Annotated in this window: 9 protein-coding genes and 1 pseudogene; 3 read left to right on the forward strand and 7 right to left on the reverse strand. The window is 61.1% G+C overall.

Features of this window, described 5'->3' with window-relative positions:
* Positions 1 to 96: 96 nt before the first annotated feature.
* The 3 genes from VQ071_RS22705 to VQ071_RS22715 all read right to left on the reverse strand — a co-directional run bounded on the left by VQ071_RS22705 (position 97) and on the right by VQ071_RS22715 (position 6,319).
* Positions 97 to 2,583, reverse strand: a complete 2,487-nt coding sequence (locus VQ071_RS22705; RefSeq protein ID WP_340516518.1) for a carbohydrate-binding protein — start codon at positions 2,581 to 2,583, stop codon at positions 97 to 99.
* 144 nt (positions 2,584 to 2,727) lie between these two features.
* Positions 2,728 to 4,449: an assimilatory sulfite reductase (NADPH) hemoprotein subunit gene (gene cysI, locus VQ071_RS22710; protein WP_340516519.1), complete on the reverse strand. Its 1,722-nt coding sequence runs from the start codon at positions 4,447 to 4,449 to the stop codon at positions 2,728 to 2,730.
* Between the two features lie 28 nt (positions 4,450 to 4,477).
* A complete protein-coding gene (locus VQ071_RS22715; protein ID WP_340516520.1) occupies positions 4,478 to 6,319 on the reverse strand; it encodes an assimilatory sulfite reductase (NADPH) flavoprotein subunit in 1,842 nt (613 codons plus the stop codon).
* 286 nt (positions 6,320 to 6,605) lie between these two features.
* Between VQ071_RS22715 and VQ071_RS29345 the strand changes: the two are divergent.
* Together VQ071_RS29345 and VQ071_RS22725 are read left to right on the forward strand one after the other, a co-directional pair.
* Positions 6,606 to 6,815: pseudogene (locus tag VQ071_RS29345) on the forward strand (hypothetical protein); the annotation flags it as partial.
* A 699-nt stretch (positions 6,816 to 7,514) separates the two neighbouring features.
* On the forward strand, positions 7,515 to 8,720 hold the full coding sequence (locus VQ071_RS22725) for a hypothetical protein (protein WP_340516522.1): 1,206 nt from the start codon (positions 7,515 to 7,517) through the stop codon (positions 8,718 to 8,720).
* A gap of 223 nt (positions 8,721 to 8,943) precedes the next feature.
* Here VQ071_RS22725 and gndA read toward each other — a convergent pair whose 3' ends face one another.
* From gndA to zwf, 4 genes are all read right to left on the reverse strand, one after another.
* Positions 8,944 to 10,362 (reverse strand): NADP-dependent phosphogluconate dehydrogenase, encoded by a 1,419-nt coding sequence (gene gndA, locus VQ071_RS22730; RefSeq protein ID WP_340516523.1) that lies wholly within the window; start codon positions 10,360 to 10,362, stop codon positions 8,944 to 8,946.
* A gap of 134 nt (positions 10,363 to 10,496) precedes the next feature.
* Positions 10,497 to 11,162 carry a fructose-6-phosphate aldolase gene (gene fsa, locus VQ071_RS22735; protein ID WP_340516524.1) on the reverse strand — a complete coding sequence of 222 codons (666 nt, stop codon included), beginning with the start codon at positions 11,160 to 11,162 and terminating at the stop codon, positions 10,497 to 10,499.
* Positions 11,163 to 11,227: 65 nt separating this feature from the next.
* On the reverse strand, positions 11,228 to 13,228 hold the full coding sequence (gene tkt, locus VQ071_RS22740; RefSeq protein ID WP_340516525.1) for a transketolase: 2,001 nt from the start codon (positions 13,226 to 13,228) through the stop codon (positions 11,228 to 11,230).
* Positions 13,200 to 14,741 (reverse strand): glucose-6-phosphate dehydrogenase, encoded by a 1,542-nt coding sequence (zwf, locus tag VQ071_RS22745; protein WP_340516526.1) that lies wholly within the window; start codon positions 14,739 to 14,741, stop codon positions 13,200 to 13,202. Before zwf ends, tkt begins: the two co-directional genes overlap by 29 nt.
* Positions 14,742 to 14,861: 120 nt before the next feature.
* Between zwf and VQ071_RS22750 the strand changes: the two genes are divergently transcribed.
* Positions 14,862 to 15,740, forward strand: coding sequence for a LysR family transcriptional regulator (locus tag VQ071_RS22750; RefSeq protein WP_340516609.1), 879 nt, complete (start codon positions 14,862 to 14,864; stop codon positions 15,738 to 15,740).
* The last annotated feature ends 104 nt before the right edge of the window (positions 15,741 to 15,844 follow it).

Below are 15,844 nucleotides of genomic sequence, written 5' to 3' on the forward strand. Positions count from 1 at the left end.
GAATGGCGTCTCACAACATCTGCATTGAAAACCGGTGCCGCGCTCGCAATAGCGATGTGCTGCATTCTCATTTGCCCCAAAATCGGTGCCGTCTGTTCAAGCGTAAAGCTTGAAATAGTCGATGCTGCCGATCTCCTTGCCGTCGGCGCTCTCGAATGTGAGATACAGGTTCTGCGGGCCGGCCGTCGGCGTGATGGCGATCCGCGATGTCGCCCAGCTCTGCGCGCCGCCGGTGGACGTGACGGCGAGCGTGCCGATGACGGCTCCGGCAGGACCGCCGAGCCGCACCTTCACGGTTCCGGTTCGCTCGGACGCAAGCCTGAATTCCATACGGGTCATTCCCGTCAGATTGACGTTGGCGTAGGCGACCCAATCACCGGGCTGCAGAGAGCCGACATACTGGCCCCCGCTTGCCGTGCCGGTCATATTCGTAGTCCCTAGCTGCACATTGTGCTTCTCGGCTTCGATCGTCACGGATGCCGGCGGCGGCGACAGCGACGCGGCAGCTGCGGCATGCAGGTTCTCCAGCCCCGCATGGACAGTTTTCATGACACTCGTCAATTCCTTGTACGGCTGATCCTGCTGGTTGACGAGGCCCGTATTGTAGCTCTCCCCGTCGGGTCTACCCGTCACCGGCTGATCGTAGTAGGAATACCATCCCGACCCGATGAACAACGGATGGCTGGCCTGACTTTCGACGAACGTCTTGAATGCCGTTCCCCTGGCCGCGATGCTGTCCGTCTTGGTCGGTGCGCTGATATAGGATAGTCCGCGTGTCGACATGCCGAACGAATATTCCAGATTCAGCAGCGGTTTGCCGTAGGCTTCGTATCTGGCGATCCACTGATTGTCCTGCGTATAGCTGTCAACGGAGAACGCGTCGACGTACGCCATCGCGCCTTGATCCCAGTCCAGACTCGTCCGCCAGGTGGGGACGATGGCCGAGCCGAGGAACAGGTGGTTCGGGTCGTATTTTTTAATAATGCTGCGAATTGTCGAAAAGTAGGTTTTGGAGGCCAGGCGGATATATTCGGACACGTCGATACCGGGTACGCGGGCGATATCGATCGGTGTATCCTTCAAGGCGCCGAAGGATGCGGCGCTTGTGCCCAGCAGCCGGTTGACTGTGGCGATGTCGTTGTTGTACCTCGGCGCCAGGAAATCCACGAAGGCGCTTTTGGCGGGCGAGCTGGCGTTGAATGTCAAGATTTGCTTCACAATCTCGTCGTTCCAGCCGGCTTCATTGTCGTACGCATAGCCGATCAGCCATTTGCTCGTGCTCGCCGTTTGCAGCTGCGGCTTGAGCGCGCTGTCGATGATCGCTTCGTTCTGCGGATCGAACACGTCGTACGTCCACTGGATTCTTCTTAAATTAGAGGGGTCCTGGAGCACCTGTACGTTCGGGAACGTTACATTTTTCGGTTTCGTCCATTTGCTGAATGCGTTGAAGCCCCAGTCGATGAGCCGCTTTTTGGTCATCTCCTCCCACTTGGCCTCATAGTCGCTGCTGCCGTACTTTCGCATGACGTTCGAGACGACGAAGCTCGTATATAAGACGCCCGCTTCTTGCGTATAGGCCGAGGCATAGACGGTCTTGTCGGGAAGGTCGGCGAATATTTCGCGGGGCGAACCGTCGGATTTTTGCGTCGGCGTCTTATAGCCGGATTCCCACAGGCTGGCTGCATCGATCCCTTTCATGATAAAGGGGTAACCGTCGGGCGTAACGAGCCACCATCTGCCGTCTATTTTCTGCAGGCGGAAATAGCCGGTGCTCTCGAACTTTCCTTTGCTCTTGATCCCGCCGTACGAATCGTACTTGGCCGGATCGAGCGCCACGCCGGCAAGCGCGGTAGACTCCGACGCGTATTCTTGCTGCAATTGCGCGTCCGAGGCCACCTTGCCCGTCCACGTCTCGCTGATCCATTGTCCGTACTTGTCAACCATGAGCGCGTCCTTGGACAGCTCCGCCTTCATCTGCGCAGGAGTGAGTGCCGGACCGGCGCTTAGCTCCTCGGTGCCCGCGCCTTTGTAAATCTCTACCTCTGTGAGCGGGATATGCTGATAGGCTTGGGTTCTTCGGATCTCCAGGATGATAAAGCGTGTCTTCACATTGCTCATCGGCACGGTCACGGCGTAGTTCAGATCGGTTCCCGTCCGGACATGTCTGGAGGCGATATAGTAGCCGAGCGTTCCCTCCGGACGATACTTGACGGTGATGTCCTTGAAGCCCCAGTATATGTTGGGCGAATTCATCACGATACGAAGCCGATCGAGCGGATAATCCTTCAGCAGGTCGATGACGATGCGCACGGTCGAATACGAATTTGCGCCCCCCATCCAGCCGGCATACAGACTCGTTCCGTCGAGCAGTACGCCGTTCTGCGAAGAGACGAGTCCGGTCGTCGTCACCCGGTCGGGCGAGCTGCCGGCGTCCGGCGTGATGCTGTAGTAGTAATTGCCGGTTTTAAGCGGCGCGGGCGCGGCGTCGGCGGCAGCGGCGGGGACGGGAGCTATCGGGGTCATCAGCATGACGAGTATCAACCAGACGATAAACGACTTGAATTTTATTTCCATTATTTTCATCGTGTATCTCCTCCATTTACCATATTTATCGGCAAGCTCCCGGGTGCCGGCCATGATCAAAATATGGATAAAATGAAAGACGCCAACATCTTCGCGGCAAAATGCCGCAAAAACGTTGGCGTTGGCGATGCGAATCGCTCCTGATTATGCGTGGAAGTTGGTGCCGTCGGTCGTCGCGGCGATGATGCCCGCGCGCACGACGAAGTCGCCGAAGTGCTCGCCGCCTTCTCTTTCCTTCGCGTACCGTGCGAGCAGCACCCGCAGCTCGCCGAGGATGTCGTCCTCGCCGATATTTTCCCTGTACATTTTGGACAGGCGGCTGCCGTCGAAGGCGGCGCCCAGGTACAAATTGTATTTGCCCGGCGCCTTGCCGATGAATCCGATCTCGCCGAGCGCGTGACGCGCGCAGCCGTTCGGACAGCCTGTCATGCGGATCGTAATCTCCTCTTGGCGCAAGCCGTTGTCGTCGAGGATGCCCTCGATCTTGTCGATAAGCACGGGCAGATAGCGTTCCGCCTCGGCCATCGCCAGGCCGCAGGTAGGCAGCGCCACACAGGCCATCGAGCTGCGGCGAAGTCCCGAGTACTGCTGGACGTCGGCAAGTCCGTAGCGTCCGAGCAGCTCGGTGATCTCATCCTTTTTCTGCGGCGTGACGTTGGCGATGATCAGGTTCTGATTGGCGGTCAGGCGGATGTCGCCGGTATGAACCTTCGCAATCTCGCGCAGACCGGTCATCAGCTGGAAGCCTTCGAAGTCCGCGATGCGTCCGCCCTGGATGAACATCGTGAAGTGCCACTTGTCTCCGACGCCTTGCACCCAGCCGTACCGGTCGCCGTTTTCGTTGAAGTGATAGGACTTGGCCTCATCCAGCGACCAGCCCAAGCGGTGCTCCAGCTCGCGCTTGACCGTATCGAGCCCGAGCCGGTCGACCGTGTACTTGAAGCGGGCGTTTTTGCGCTGCGAGCGGTTGCCGTAGTCGCGCTGGATCGTGATGATCTTCTCGGCGACGTCGTAGATCTGCTCCGGCTTGCAGAAGCCGATGACCTTGGCCAGCTGCGGATAGGTCTCCTTGTCGCCGTGGCTCATGCCCATGCCGCCGCCGATCGCGACGTTGAAGCCGACGAGCCTGCCCTCCTCCACGATCGCGATGAAGCCCAGATCCTGCGAGAATACGTCGATGTCGTTGGACGGCGGCACGGCGATGCCGATCTTGAACTTGCGCGGCAGGTAGAGCGGGCCGTACATCGGCTCGAGCTCCTCGTCCTGCTCTGGCGTAGAGGCGACCAACTCCTCGTCGAGCCACAATTCGTGATAGGCTCTCGTCCTGGGCAGCAGGTCGTTGCTCAGGCGCTTCGCCCATTCGTATACTTCGGCATGAATGTCGGACTGATACGGGTTCGAGATGCACATGACGTTCCGGTTCACGTCGCCGCAGGCCGCGATCGTATCGAGCAGCGCCTGATGGATCGACTGAATCGTATTTTTCATGTTCCACTTCAAGATGCCGTGCATCTGGAACGTCTGGCGCGTCGTCAGCTTCAGCGTGCCGTTGCCGTACTTGCGGGCCAGCTCGTCCATGACGAGCCATTGCCCCGGCTGTGCGACGCCCCCGGGCATGCGGACGCGGAGCATGAACTGATAGGCGGGCTCCAGCTTTTGCTTTTGCCGTTCGTTGCGCAGGTCCCGGTCGTCCTGCAAGTAGCTGCCGTGGAACTTCATGAGCCGGTTATCGTCGTCCGAGATGCCGGCGCTGAGCGGCTCGAGCATCGAAGCCGCCAACGTGCCGCGCAGATAGTTGCTCTCTTGCTTGATGCGCTCGACATCGCTCGGGGTGCCCCCCGGCGCGGATAAATTCACTTTTGACATGCTGTGCGGTACTCCTCTCCGTCTGCGATCAATATACGTCGCGCTGGTATCGCTTGTTTTTCTTCATCTCAGTGAGGTAAGCTTCGGCCTGATCCAGACTCATGCCGCCTTCGGACGAGATAATCTCCGCCAGCGTCTTGTGCACGTCCCGCGCCATGTTCTTCATGTCGCCGCATACGTAGACGACGGCGCCTTGCTTGAGCCATTCGTACAGCTCCTTGGCATGCTGCGCCATGCGGTGCTGCACGTAGACCTTCTCGTCCGTATCGCGCGAGAATGCGATGTCCATGCGCGTCAGCACGCCGTCCTTGAGCCAGCGCTGCCATTCGGTCTGGTACAGGAAGTCGGTCACGAAGTGCTGATCGCCGAAGAACAGCCACGACGGTCCCGCCGCTCCCGCCTCCTCGCGCTCCTGCATGAACGAGCGGAAGGGTGCGATGCCCGTGCCCGGTCCGACCATGATGATCGGCGTGCCCGGGTCCTCCGGCAGCTTGAAGTGCGTATTGGGCTGCACGTATACGGATACTTTGTCCCCCGGCTGCAGGCGTTCGGCGCAATAGGTGGAGCAGACGCCCTTGCGCTCGCGGCCGTGCGCATCGTAGCGGACCGCTCCGATCGTCAGATGCACCTCGTCGGGATTGGCGCGCTGGGAGCTCGCGATCGAGTACAGCCGCACCGGGATTTTCCGCAGGTTGGATACGACGTCCTGAGCGCTGCCCTGCAGCGGGCCATAATCGCGAATGAAGTCGAGCAGGTCGCGGCCTTTGATGTAAGCCTTGGCGGCCGCTTCGTTGCCCGAAGCCAGCAGCTGCGCGAGATCCGGCTTGGAGGCGAGCGGCGCGAGCTTGTCGAGCAGCGACTTGGTCAAGGTGGTGATGTCGAGATACTCGGTCAGCGCCTCGCGCAGCGGATGCGCCTCTCCCTGCTTGCCGACGGTCACCGTGGCTGCCGGGTCCCACTTCGTCTCTGCCAGCAACAGCTCGACGAGCGTCGGATCGTTGAGCGGATAGACGCCGAGCGCGTCGCCGGGCTGGTATACAAGCCCCGACTCTTCGAGCGACAGCTCGAGATGACGCGTTTCTTTGTTGGAGCCGCGGCCGTTCAGGTTGATGTTGGCCAGCACCTCGGCGGCGAACGGATTCGTGCGGGAATAGACGGATTCGGCTGCGGCTGCCGCTTCGGCCGCCGGTGCGGTCGCACCCTGTACGACAGCGGCTGCCGTCCGGGCGCCCTGCGCTTCCTTCAGGCTGCTCAGTACGCCCTCCACCCACTTGGAAGCCGGCTCTTCATAATCGACGTCGCAGTCGACGCGCGGATAGAATCGGGTGCCGCCGAGCGCCTCCAGCCGCGTGTCGAAGTCCTGGCCGGTCTTGCAGTACCACTCGTACGAGCTGTCGCCGAGCGACAGCACCGAGAACTTCAAGCCTTCGAGGCGCGGAGCCCGCTTGCTGTGAAGGAATTCGTGGAAGGCGATCGCATTGTCCGGCGGCTCGCCCTCTCCGTGCGTGCTGACGACGATGAGCAATTGCTCCACTTTTTTGAGCTGGTTGGTCTTGAAGTCGCTCATCGACGACACGGTGACCTGGAAGCCGTTTTCTTCGAGCTTTTTGGCCGCCTTTTTGGTCAAGCCTTGCGAATTGCCGCTCTGCGAGCCGTACAGAAGCGTGATTTCCTTGCTGGCCGCCGCAGGTGCGCCGGAAGTCTGCGCCTGTGCGCCGGGCGTCCCGGCGCCTGCTGCCGCAGCCGGCACAGCCGCGACGAGATAACCGCTGAGCCAGATTTTCTGCATGTCGGTCAGAGCCGGGAGGAGCCGATTCAGAAGATCGGCCTGCTCTTGATTGAACGGACTGTTGGTTGCCTGCAATTGCAACGTTCTCCACCTCGCGATAGTTCGGATAACGAATGATCGTCCAGGGCGAGCCGAACGTAAGCCTCGTCCCTCAGATGAATGATCCTTTTGAAAACTATACCACACGTATCTCGTCAAGAGCAGTATTGCGCATATAAGGATTTTTGATGGATGCTATAAAAAACGAATGATCGGGCGCAAAAGGCCGATTCAAGCCTTCTATTCACTCCCGGTTCCTTCATATAGTTCGAATAATGCAAAATGCGCGGAGCGAGTGCCGCGTACCGACGGCGAGGGGGCGTTACCGATTCCGTTAATCGTCCGGGCCACCTTCAACGCGACGGGCGCGATCACCTTCACGGGCAACACGCTGGGCCTGAGCCGCTCCGACACGGCCGGCGTGCCGGGTACATTGGACAGCATCGGCGCCTTTGCGACGATCAATGCATCGTCCCAATACGGCAGCTATCCGGCCGGAACGACCAGCAATTATGTGAACAACAGCGCTGCCGCGATCGACGACCGCATCGATCGCAGACGATCGCCTACCGGGTCCGCATCTCGAAGGCGGGCGACGCATTCGCCGACATCACGCTGTTCGATCCTTATCCGCCTGGCACGTCGCTTGTCCCGAATACCGTATTACGCGACGGCGCCCCCAATGTTGTCAGGTTAAGAACCCTGCCGCTCCCCGGCGCGTGGTCTTCATGAATAAATTGTGCTTGGTCTGTTTGTTGAGTATGAACGAGCGAGCCTGGACGACAGGGATGCGGCTACGTTGAAGTTCTTCCCCAAACCGTTCGTGCAACACAGCCTTGAAAGGGGAGATAACTGCCAAACCGCAGTTATTTTCTCCTGCGCCAGGACATCTGGCGGCGATAACTGCATTTATACAGTTAATTTCGAGTCTGAGCCGGATGACGGTCGATTTTCGCGAGATTAACTGTATATTCGCAGCTATCGCTCCGATAAATGCCGCCACCACGGAGATTAACTGTATATTTGCAGTTAACCTGACAACATTGACGGCGCCCCCCTCCCCGGCGCAGATCCCGCAGCCGGCGTCTCCCTCGGCAGCCTCGCTCCGGGCGGCGAAGCCGACGTATCGTTTCAACTGATCCTGACGGCCATTCCCGCTTCGCTGGCGATAGCGAATCTGGCCAGGGCGGTATTCGCCTTCACAACGCCCGAAGGCAGACGCGCCGGCGGCGAAGCGTTGTCCAACGAGGTCACGATACCCGTCAGCGACGTATCGCTGTCCGCGGCGCTGCGCACGCGCTGGAGCCAGACGTTCGCGGGCGATATCGTGCATTATGAGGTCAGCGCGGCGAACGAAGGCGCTCAAGCGGTCGCTGACGCTGCTCTCGACTTGAATATGCCGTCAGGATTGACCTTCCTCGCAGGCAGCGTCACGATCGGCGACATCCGTTCGCCCGGCGCTTCACCGGTTGGCGGCATTCCCGTCGGCGGCATTCCTGCGGGCGGATCGGTATCGGTCGCCTTCGACGCGCAGGTCGGCGACTTGCCGAACGACAGCATCCTGACTTGCGAAGCGGTCGTCCATTATACCGTCGGCGGCGAGCAATTCACCGCGACGACCAATGCGGTCTCCATCGTCGTCGTGAAGCCCGAAGTCGCGCTGACGCTGTCGGCAAGTCCCCTTGTGGCGGCGCCGGGCGACGCGATTGCATATGCGCTGGTCGCTTATAACGCATCGGACTTCGCCGTCGAAGCGACGCTGACGGGCTATCTGCCCGCGGGACTCGCGCCGGCGGGTGGCATCGTCGTCATCGACGGAAGACAGGTTGCGGTCGCGGCTGCGGATGCGAGCATCCCGCTCGGCATCATCGGGCCGGGCGCCCGGGTGTACATCTCCTTCAAGGCGGTCGTGCCTTCGATTGCCGGCGGAGCGGCGCCTTCGCTCTATACGAACGAGGCGAGGCTCGTCTACGTCTTCCGTCTGAACGACGGCCGGGCGGTCGGATCGTCCGTCTTATCGAACAGCGTGTCCGTCCGGATCATCTCTCCCGTGATCCAGGTCGTCGTATCCGCCGATCCGTCAAACGTGTATCCGGGCGAGGGATTCCGGATCCGGGCCGAGGTATCCAATACGGGCAATGCGGCAGCCGATACGATTCTGACGAATCTGCTCCCCGTCGGCGCCCGGTTCGCCGGATACAGCGTACATGTGGACGGCGCGCCGACCGCCATCGTCCTCGACGGCTCCGTCGCGCTCGGCATGCTGAAGCCGGGGGAGCGGCGGCGAATCGAATATCGCTTGACCGTTCCCGAGCATACGGACGAAGAAGTCATCGACGGCGTATTGATCGCCCGGTACCGGTTCGAAGTCGCAGGCAGCCCCCGCGCGGGCGAGTCGCGCTCGAACGCGTATCAGGTGTCGATCCTGAGTCAGGACGAATAGCGGATATAGTCCGACCAGCGGTATCCGGCATGCACTTTTGCGCGGTACAGTCGGGCCGCGCCTGCTCCCCTCGGCTCTCAGGCACTTGTACGCGATACCCTCGAACGTATACCGTCATTTCGCTGCACCTACAGGCAAAGCCCCGGAACATCTGTCCCGGGGCTTCGTTCGATTTTATGCGATTGTTTGAGCTAACGTCCGGTCATCGCCGCACTTTGAAAATTTACTCGCTATCGCCCAGCCATTGAAAATGGAAGCTGCCCGCGCGGTCCACCCGCTCGAACGTATGCGCGCCGAAGTAATCGCGCTGCGCCTGCAGCAGGTTGGCCGGCAGCCGCGCGGTGCGGTAGCTGTCGTAGTAGGCGAGCGCCGAGGCAAATGCGGGCACCGGAATGCCGCGCTGCACGGCGATCGATACGACGCGGCGCCATGCATCCTGATAATTGCGGACGATGCCGCCGAAATATTCGTCGAGCAGCAGGTTGCGCAGCTCGGGATCGCGGTCGTACGCATCCTTGATATTTTGCAGAAAGCCGGCCCGGATGATGCAGCCGCCGCGGAAAATCATGGCGATGCCGCCGTAGTTCAAGTCCCAGCCGTAGGCATCGGACGCCGCGCGCATCTGCGCGAAGCCTTGGGCGTACGATGCGATCTTGCTGGCGAACAGCGCCTGGCGCACGGCCTCGACGAAAACCTTCGGATCGCCTTCGAAGCCCGTCGTCTCGGGCCCGGTCAGCTTCCCGGCGGCGGCGACGCGCTCGTCCTTCATCGCGGACAGGAAGCGCGCGAAGACGGACTCGGTGATGATCGACAGCGGCACGCCCAGATCGAGCGCGCTCTGGCTCGTCCATTTGCCGGTCCCCTTCTGGCCCGCCGAATCGAGGATGACGTCGACCATCGGCTTGCCCGTCTCGGGATCGGTCTTGGAGAAGATGTCGGCCGTAATCTCGATCAGATAGCTGTCCAGCTCGCCCTTGTTCCACTCGGAGAAAATCTCGTGCAGTTCGCCCGCACCGAGTCCGAGCACGTCCTTGAGCAAATGATACGCTTCGCCGATCAGCTGCATATCGCCGTACTCGATGCCGTTGTGCACCATCTTGACATAGTGTCCGGCGCCGTCCGGGCCGATATACGTCGAGCACGGATCGCCGTTCACCTTGGCCGAGATGGCGGTCAGGATCGGCTCGACGAGCGCATAGGCATCCCGCTGACCGCCCGGCATGATCGCCGGACCGAGCAGCGCGCCCTCCTCGCCGCCCGATACGCCCGCGCCGATGAAGCGCAGGCCTCTGGCTTGGAGGTCCTTGTTCCTGCGCTGCGTATCGGGAAAATAAGCGTTGCCGCCGTCGATCAGAATATCGCCTTGCTCCAGATAAGGCACCAGCTGCTCGATCGTATCGTCCGTCGGCTTGCCCGCTTTGACCATGATCAGAATCTTGCGGGGCGTCTCCAGCGATTGTACGAATTCCTCGACGCTGTACGCGCCGACGAAGCTTTTGCCCTTCGCTTCTTCGAGCAGCTCCTTCGTCTTCTCGGGCGACCGGTTGTACACCGCCACGGAGAAGCCTTTGCTCTCAATATTCAAGGCGAGGTTTTTGCCCATGACGGCCAGACCGACCACGCCGATTTGTTGTTTGCTCATTCTTCCCCATCCTCTCCATCTCATGCTCTCTCTGTATTTATATTGGTCGGACGTCGCGGCACCGCTGAACGGCACCGCTGAACGGCACCGCTGAACGGCACCGCTGAACGGCACCGCTCAGAAGCCCGCTTCGCTTACTGAACCGCCTTTTTCCAGTCCGCCGCGAATTTCTCCAGCCCTTGCTCCGTGAGCGGGTGCTTGACGAGCTGCTCGATGACGGAGAACGGAATCGTAGCGATATGCGCCCCTGCCATCGCGACGCGCGTCACATGGTCCGGATGGCGGACCGAAGCGGCGATAATTTGCGAATCGAGCTTGTGGATGCGGAACAGCTCCGCGATCTTCGCGACGAGCAGCACGCCGTCTTCGGAGATGTCGTCGAGGCGGCCGAGGAATGGCGATACGTAGGTTGCGCCGGCCCGGGCTGCGAGCAGCGCCTGGTTGACCGTGAAGATGAGGGTGACGTTCGTCTTGACGCCCTTCTGGGTCAGATAGCGGCAAGCCTCCAGACCAGCCAGCGTCATCGGCAGCTTGATCGTGATGTTTTTGTCGTAATTGTTGATCTTGATCAGCTCGTTCGCCTGGGCGATCATCTCCTCGGCAGTAATCGCATCCGGCGTTACTTCTGCGGATACCGATTCGACCTCGGGCACTTCCTTCAAGATCTCTTCGATGCGATCCTCGAACTTGACGCCTTCCTTGGCGACCAGCGAAGGGTTCGTCGTGACGCCGGACAGGACGCCGACTTGATACGCTTTTTTAATGTCGGACAGGTTGGCCGTATCGATAAAAAATTTCATTTCGCATAACCTCCGGATATGTTTTTGGCGTAACCGCCGAATGAATATACGATACTAATTACCCTTTAGTTGAGCAGTTCCTTGGCGGTGCGCACGACGTTCGCGACGGAGAAGCCGAAGTGCTCCATAACCGCGCCGCCCGCGCCCGAAGCGCCGAACGTGTCGATGGACAGCACCTTACCGCCATTGCCGGCGTAGCGGTCCCAGCCGAGCGAGATGCCGGCTTCGACAGTCACGCGCTTCGTCACCGCATCGGGCAGCACGGACTGCTTGTAGGCAGCCGGCTGTCGGTCGAACAGCTCCCGGCTCGGCATCGCCACGACGCGCACGGAGACGTTCTCTTTCTCCAGCTCCGCCTTGGCGCCGACGGCCAGCGATACTTCCGAGCCGGTCGCGACGAGGATGAGCTCGGGCGACGCGTTCGTCTCGGTCAGCACATACGCGCCTTGCGAGAGCTGGGCCAGATTGCCCTGCGTCTCCCCGTACACCGGAAGGTTCTGACGGCTCAGGACGAGCGCGACCGGTCCCTCCTGCTGCCCGAGAGCATAGGCCCAGGCGCTCGCCGTCTCGTTGGCGTCGGACGGCCGGATGACAGTGAGTCCGGGGATCGTGCGCAGCGCAGCCAGATGTTCGACCGGCTCATGCGTCGGACCGTCCTCGCCGACGGCGATCGAGTCGTGCGTGAAGACGTAGACGACAGGCAGCTTCTGCAGCGCGGCCAGCCGGATCGACGGACGCAGGTAGTCGCTGAATACAAAAAACGTGCTGACGAACGCGTGGACGCCGCCGTGCAGCGCCATGCCGTTGCCGGCCGCGCCCATCGCATGCTCGCGCACGCCGAAGTAGACGTTGCGCCCGGCATAGGACTCGACTGCGAACGTGGCTTCGCCCTTAATTTCCGTCATCGTGGAGTGCGACAGATCCGCGCTGCCGCCGAAGATCGAAGGCACGGACTTCACGTAGTGATTGATCGCTTCGCCGCTCGCGACGCGGGTCGACATCGTCTTGGCGACGTCGAACGACAGGATGTCCGACGCCGCAGCCGAGCCGTCTCCGCGGATCGCGCGGGAGAGCTCCTCGCTCAGCTGCGGATGCGCTTCGCCGTAGGCGGACAGCAGCTTCTGCCAGGCCGTATCCTTCGCCTCGCCGTGCCGCTTCAGCAGCTCGAAGTGCGCGCGCACCTCGTCCGGAATGGTGAACTCTTCTTCATGCTCCCAGCCGTAAGTCTGCTTGGTCGCCTTGGCTTCCTCCAGTCCGAGCGGGTTGCCGTGGACCTTGTTCGTACCGGCGGCCTTGCTGCCGTAGCCGATGATCGTGCGCACCTCGATGATCGTCGGCTGGGCATCGTTCGCCTTCGCCTCCGCGATGGCTGCGGAGATCGCACGCAGATCGTTGCCGTCCTCTACGCGCAGGTAGTGCCAGTTCGCGGATTCGGCGCGCTTTTGCACATTTTCCCCGAAGCTCAGGTTCAGGTCGCCGTCCAGCGAGATGTCGTTGGAATCGTACAGCACGATTAGCTTGCCCAGCTTCATATGTCCGGCCATCGACATCGCCTCGTAGGAGATGCCTTCCATCAGGCAGCCGTCGCCGACGAGCGCATACGTATGATGGTCGACGACCGGGAAGCCGGCCTGATTGAACTTGGCGGCCAGATGGGCCTCGGCCATCGCCATGCCGACCGCCATCGCGACCCCTTGGCCGAGCGGCCCGGTCGTGGCGTCCACGCCGTCCGTGTGCCCGTATTCGGGGTGGCCCGGCGTGCGGCTGTTCAGCTTGCGGAACTGCTTGAGGTCCTCGATCGTCACGTTGTAGCCGGACAGATGCAGCAGGCTGTACAGCAGCGCGGAGCCGTGACCCGCGGACAGGACGAACCGGTCGCGGTTGAACCACTTGGCGTTGGCCGGATTGTGGCTTAGATGCTCGGACCAGAGCGCGTACGCCATCGGCGCGGCGCCCATCGGGAGGCCCGGATGGCCTGAGTTGGCGGCGTTGATGGCGTCGATGGACAAGGTGCGGATCGTATCGACGGACAGCTGATCAATCGTTTTCGTTTGCGTGATAGACATAATCTGCTCCTTCTTCGGTATCGGATTGAGATAGTTGCACGGGCTCGTCGTCGAACCACCAGCGATAGCCGTCCTCCGCCAGCAGCGCATCGGATTCGGCCGGACCGTGGCTGCCTGCCGCATAGCGGCGCAGCGGCACCAGGTTGTCCTCGAACGCGTCGAGCACCGGCTGCACCCACTGCCAGGACAGCTCGACCTCATCCCAGTGCGCGAAGAACGTGGAGTCGCCCTTCAGCGCATCGCCGATCAGATTCTCGTAGGCTTCGGGAGAGTCCGCCGGCGTCGCATGCAGGTCGATATGGATCGGCTTGAAGCCGCCGCCGCTTGCGCCGGGCTCCTTCGTATTGAGCCGGAGCGTGATGCTCTCGCCGGGCCCGATCTCGATGACCAGCAGGTTCGGCGCAGCGCCCTCCTCGGACTGCGCCCAGGCCTGCTTCAGCGGTTCCTTGAACTCGACGACGATGCGGGTCGACTTCTTCGCCATGCGCTTGCCCGTCCGGAGATAGAACGGTACGCCGCGCCAGTCCCCGTTGTCGATGCGAAGTCTGGCCGCCACAAACGTATCGTTGGCCGAATCGGGCCCGATCCCCGGCTCCGCCGTATACGCGGGCACGGACGCGCCGTCGATGCTGCCGGCCCCATACTGCCCGCGGACGAGCTGGGCGGCGACGTCTTCCTTCTGCACAGGCACGAGCGCTTCCATCACTTTTTTCTTTTTGAAGCGGACCTTCTCGGAGCTGCTGTCGTACGGCAGATGAATCGCCGCCATCATGAGCAGCTGCAGCAGGTGATTCTGGAACATGTCGCGGATCGCGCCCACATGATCGTAGTAACCCGCGCGCTCCTCGACGCCGACCGATTCGCTGGCCGTAATCTGCACATTGGCGATATAGCGGTTCGTCCACATCGCCTGAATGACCGGGTTGGCTTGCTGGAGCGATTCGAGCCGCTGCACGACTGGCTTGCCGAGATAATGGTCGATGCGGTAGATCTCATCCTCCGCGAACGATTCGGCCAGCTTGGCATTGAGCGCGCGAGCCGAACGCAGGTCGTGGCCGAACGGCTTCTCGATGACGAGCCGCTTCCAGCCGTCCGCCGATCCGAGCCCGCTGGCGCGGATGTTGTCCGCGATCGGCTCGAAGTGCTCCGGTCCGACGGACAGGTAGAACAGCCGGTTCGGCGGCATGCCGAGCGCTTGCTCGCGAGCTTCGGCGAGCGCCAGCAGGCGGCGATAGTCTTCTTCGCGGCCGATATCGAGCACACTGTAGCTGAACGAAGCCAGGAACCGGTTCAACGACTCGGGGTCGCGCGGCTCGGTTCTGGAAAATTGATACAGCGAACGTTCGACGGCAGCCTGGAACACATCGTCGTTCCATTCGCGTCTGCCCAGACCGATGACGGAGAAGGCTTGCGGCAGCTTGCCCCGGGCATACAGATTATAGAGGGCCGGATAAATCTTGCGCTTGGCCAGATCGCCGGTCGCCCCGAACAATATAAAGGTGGTCGGATCCATTATCCTTTTCCCTCCCCGAGAGCGAGGTGCGCTCTGGTTTCTTTTTCGTAGTTCCACTATAATACGAATGCGAGCTATACAAGTAATTAATATATTTCACAGGAGATATAGACCATGTCTATGGGTAACAATTACGAGCTGTACAAGGTGTTCTATTGGGCGGCCAAAACGGGGAGCTTGTCGCAGGCGGCGAAGGCGCTGTTTTTGACGCAGCCGAGCGTGAGCCACGCGATCAAGCAGCTGGAGGAAAGCTTCGGCGTCGCACTGTTCTATCGCAACTCCAAGGGGGTCGAGCTGACGCAGGAAGGCGCGGTCCTTTTTTCGTATATCGAGCAATCGCAGATTCTGATCACACTGGCCGAGGAGAAGATGGCCGCGCTCAAAAATCTGGACAGCGGCGAGCTGCGGATCGGGGGCAGCGACTCGTTATTCAAGCATTACGTGCTGCCGTATCTGGAGCTGTTCCACAAGCGGTATCCGGGCGTCAAGCTGCATCTCAATCACGGGACGACGCCCGAAGTCATTACGTTTTTAAAGGAAGGCCGGATCGACCTGGGCGTCGTGCGCATGCCGATCGTCGATCCGCAGCTACAGGTGACGGAGAGCTTCCAGCTGCAGGACTGCTTCGTGGCGGGGCCCCGCTATGCCGAGCTGGAGGATCAGGTGCTGTCGCTCGACGCCCTGCTGAAATATCCGATCATTCTGTTCTCCCGCAACAGCCGCGCCCGAATGACGATCGCCGAGCTGTTCCAGAGCTACGGCTATTCGATCAAGCCGGAGATCGAGGTCGGGAGCGTGGACCTGCTCATCGAGTTCGCGCGCAGAGGCCTCGGCATCTCCTATGTAACGCGGGAGTTCGTATCGAAGGAGCTTGAAGACGGCTCGCTGTTCGAGGTGCGGCTCGACGTGCCGCTGCCCCCCTCCCATGTCGGCTTGTTGACGATGCGGAACATGCCGCTCTCGAGCGCGGCGAATGCGTTTATACAGCTGGTCAAGTAGGTGCGTCCGGCAATCGACAACAAAAAGAGCAAGCAGGACGCAGCCCGCATGCTCGTGGAATGACCGTGACTCCCGCTGCGGCTTCCATGCCGCTCGCGGGTGTG

The organism is Cohnella sp. 56, assembly GCF_037963805.1.
GTDB lineage: Bacteria > Bacillota > Bacilli > Paenibacillales > Paenibacillaceae > Cohnella.

Excerpts from the sequence above, each read along its gene's own strand:
- tkt (WP_340516525.1), bottom strand. The coding sequence starts at position 13,228 with ATGTCTATCACGCAAACGAAAACGATTGATCAGCTGTCCGTCGATACG.
- VQ071_RS22750 (WP_340516609.1), top strand. The coding sequence starts at position 14,862 with ATGGGTAACAATTACGAGCTGTACAAGGTGTTCTATTGGGCGGCCAAA.
- cysI (WP_340516519.1), bottom strand. The coding sequence starts at position 4,449 with ATGTCAAAAGTGAATTTATCCGCGCCGGGGGGCACCCCGAGCGATGTC.
- fsa (WP_340516524.1), bottom strand. The coding sequence starts at position 11,162 with ATGAAATTTTTTATCGATACGGCCAACCTGTCCGACATTAAAAAAGCG.
- zwf (WP_340516526.1), bottom strand. The coding sequence starts at position 14,741 with ATGGATCCGACCACCTTTATATTGTTCGGGGCGACCGGCGATCTGGCC.
- gndA (WP_340516523.1), bottom strand. The coding sequence starts at position 10,362 with ATGAGCAAACAACAAATCGGCGTGGTCGGTCTGGCCGTCATGGGCAAA.
- VQ071_RS22705 (WP_340516518.1), bottom strand. The coding sequence starts at position 2,583 with ATGAAAATAATGGAAATAAAATTCAAGTCGTTTATCGTCTGGTTGATA.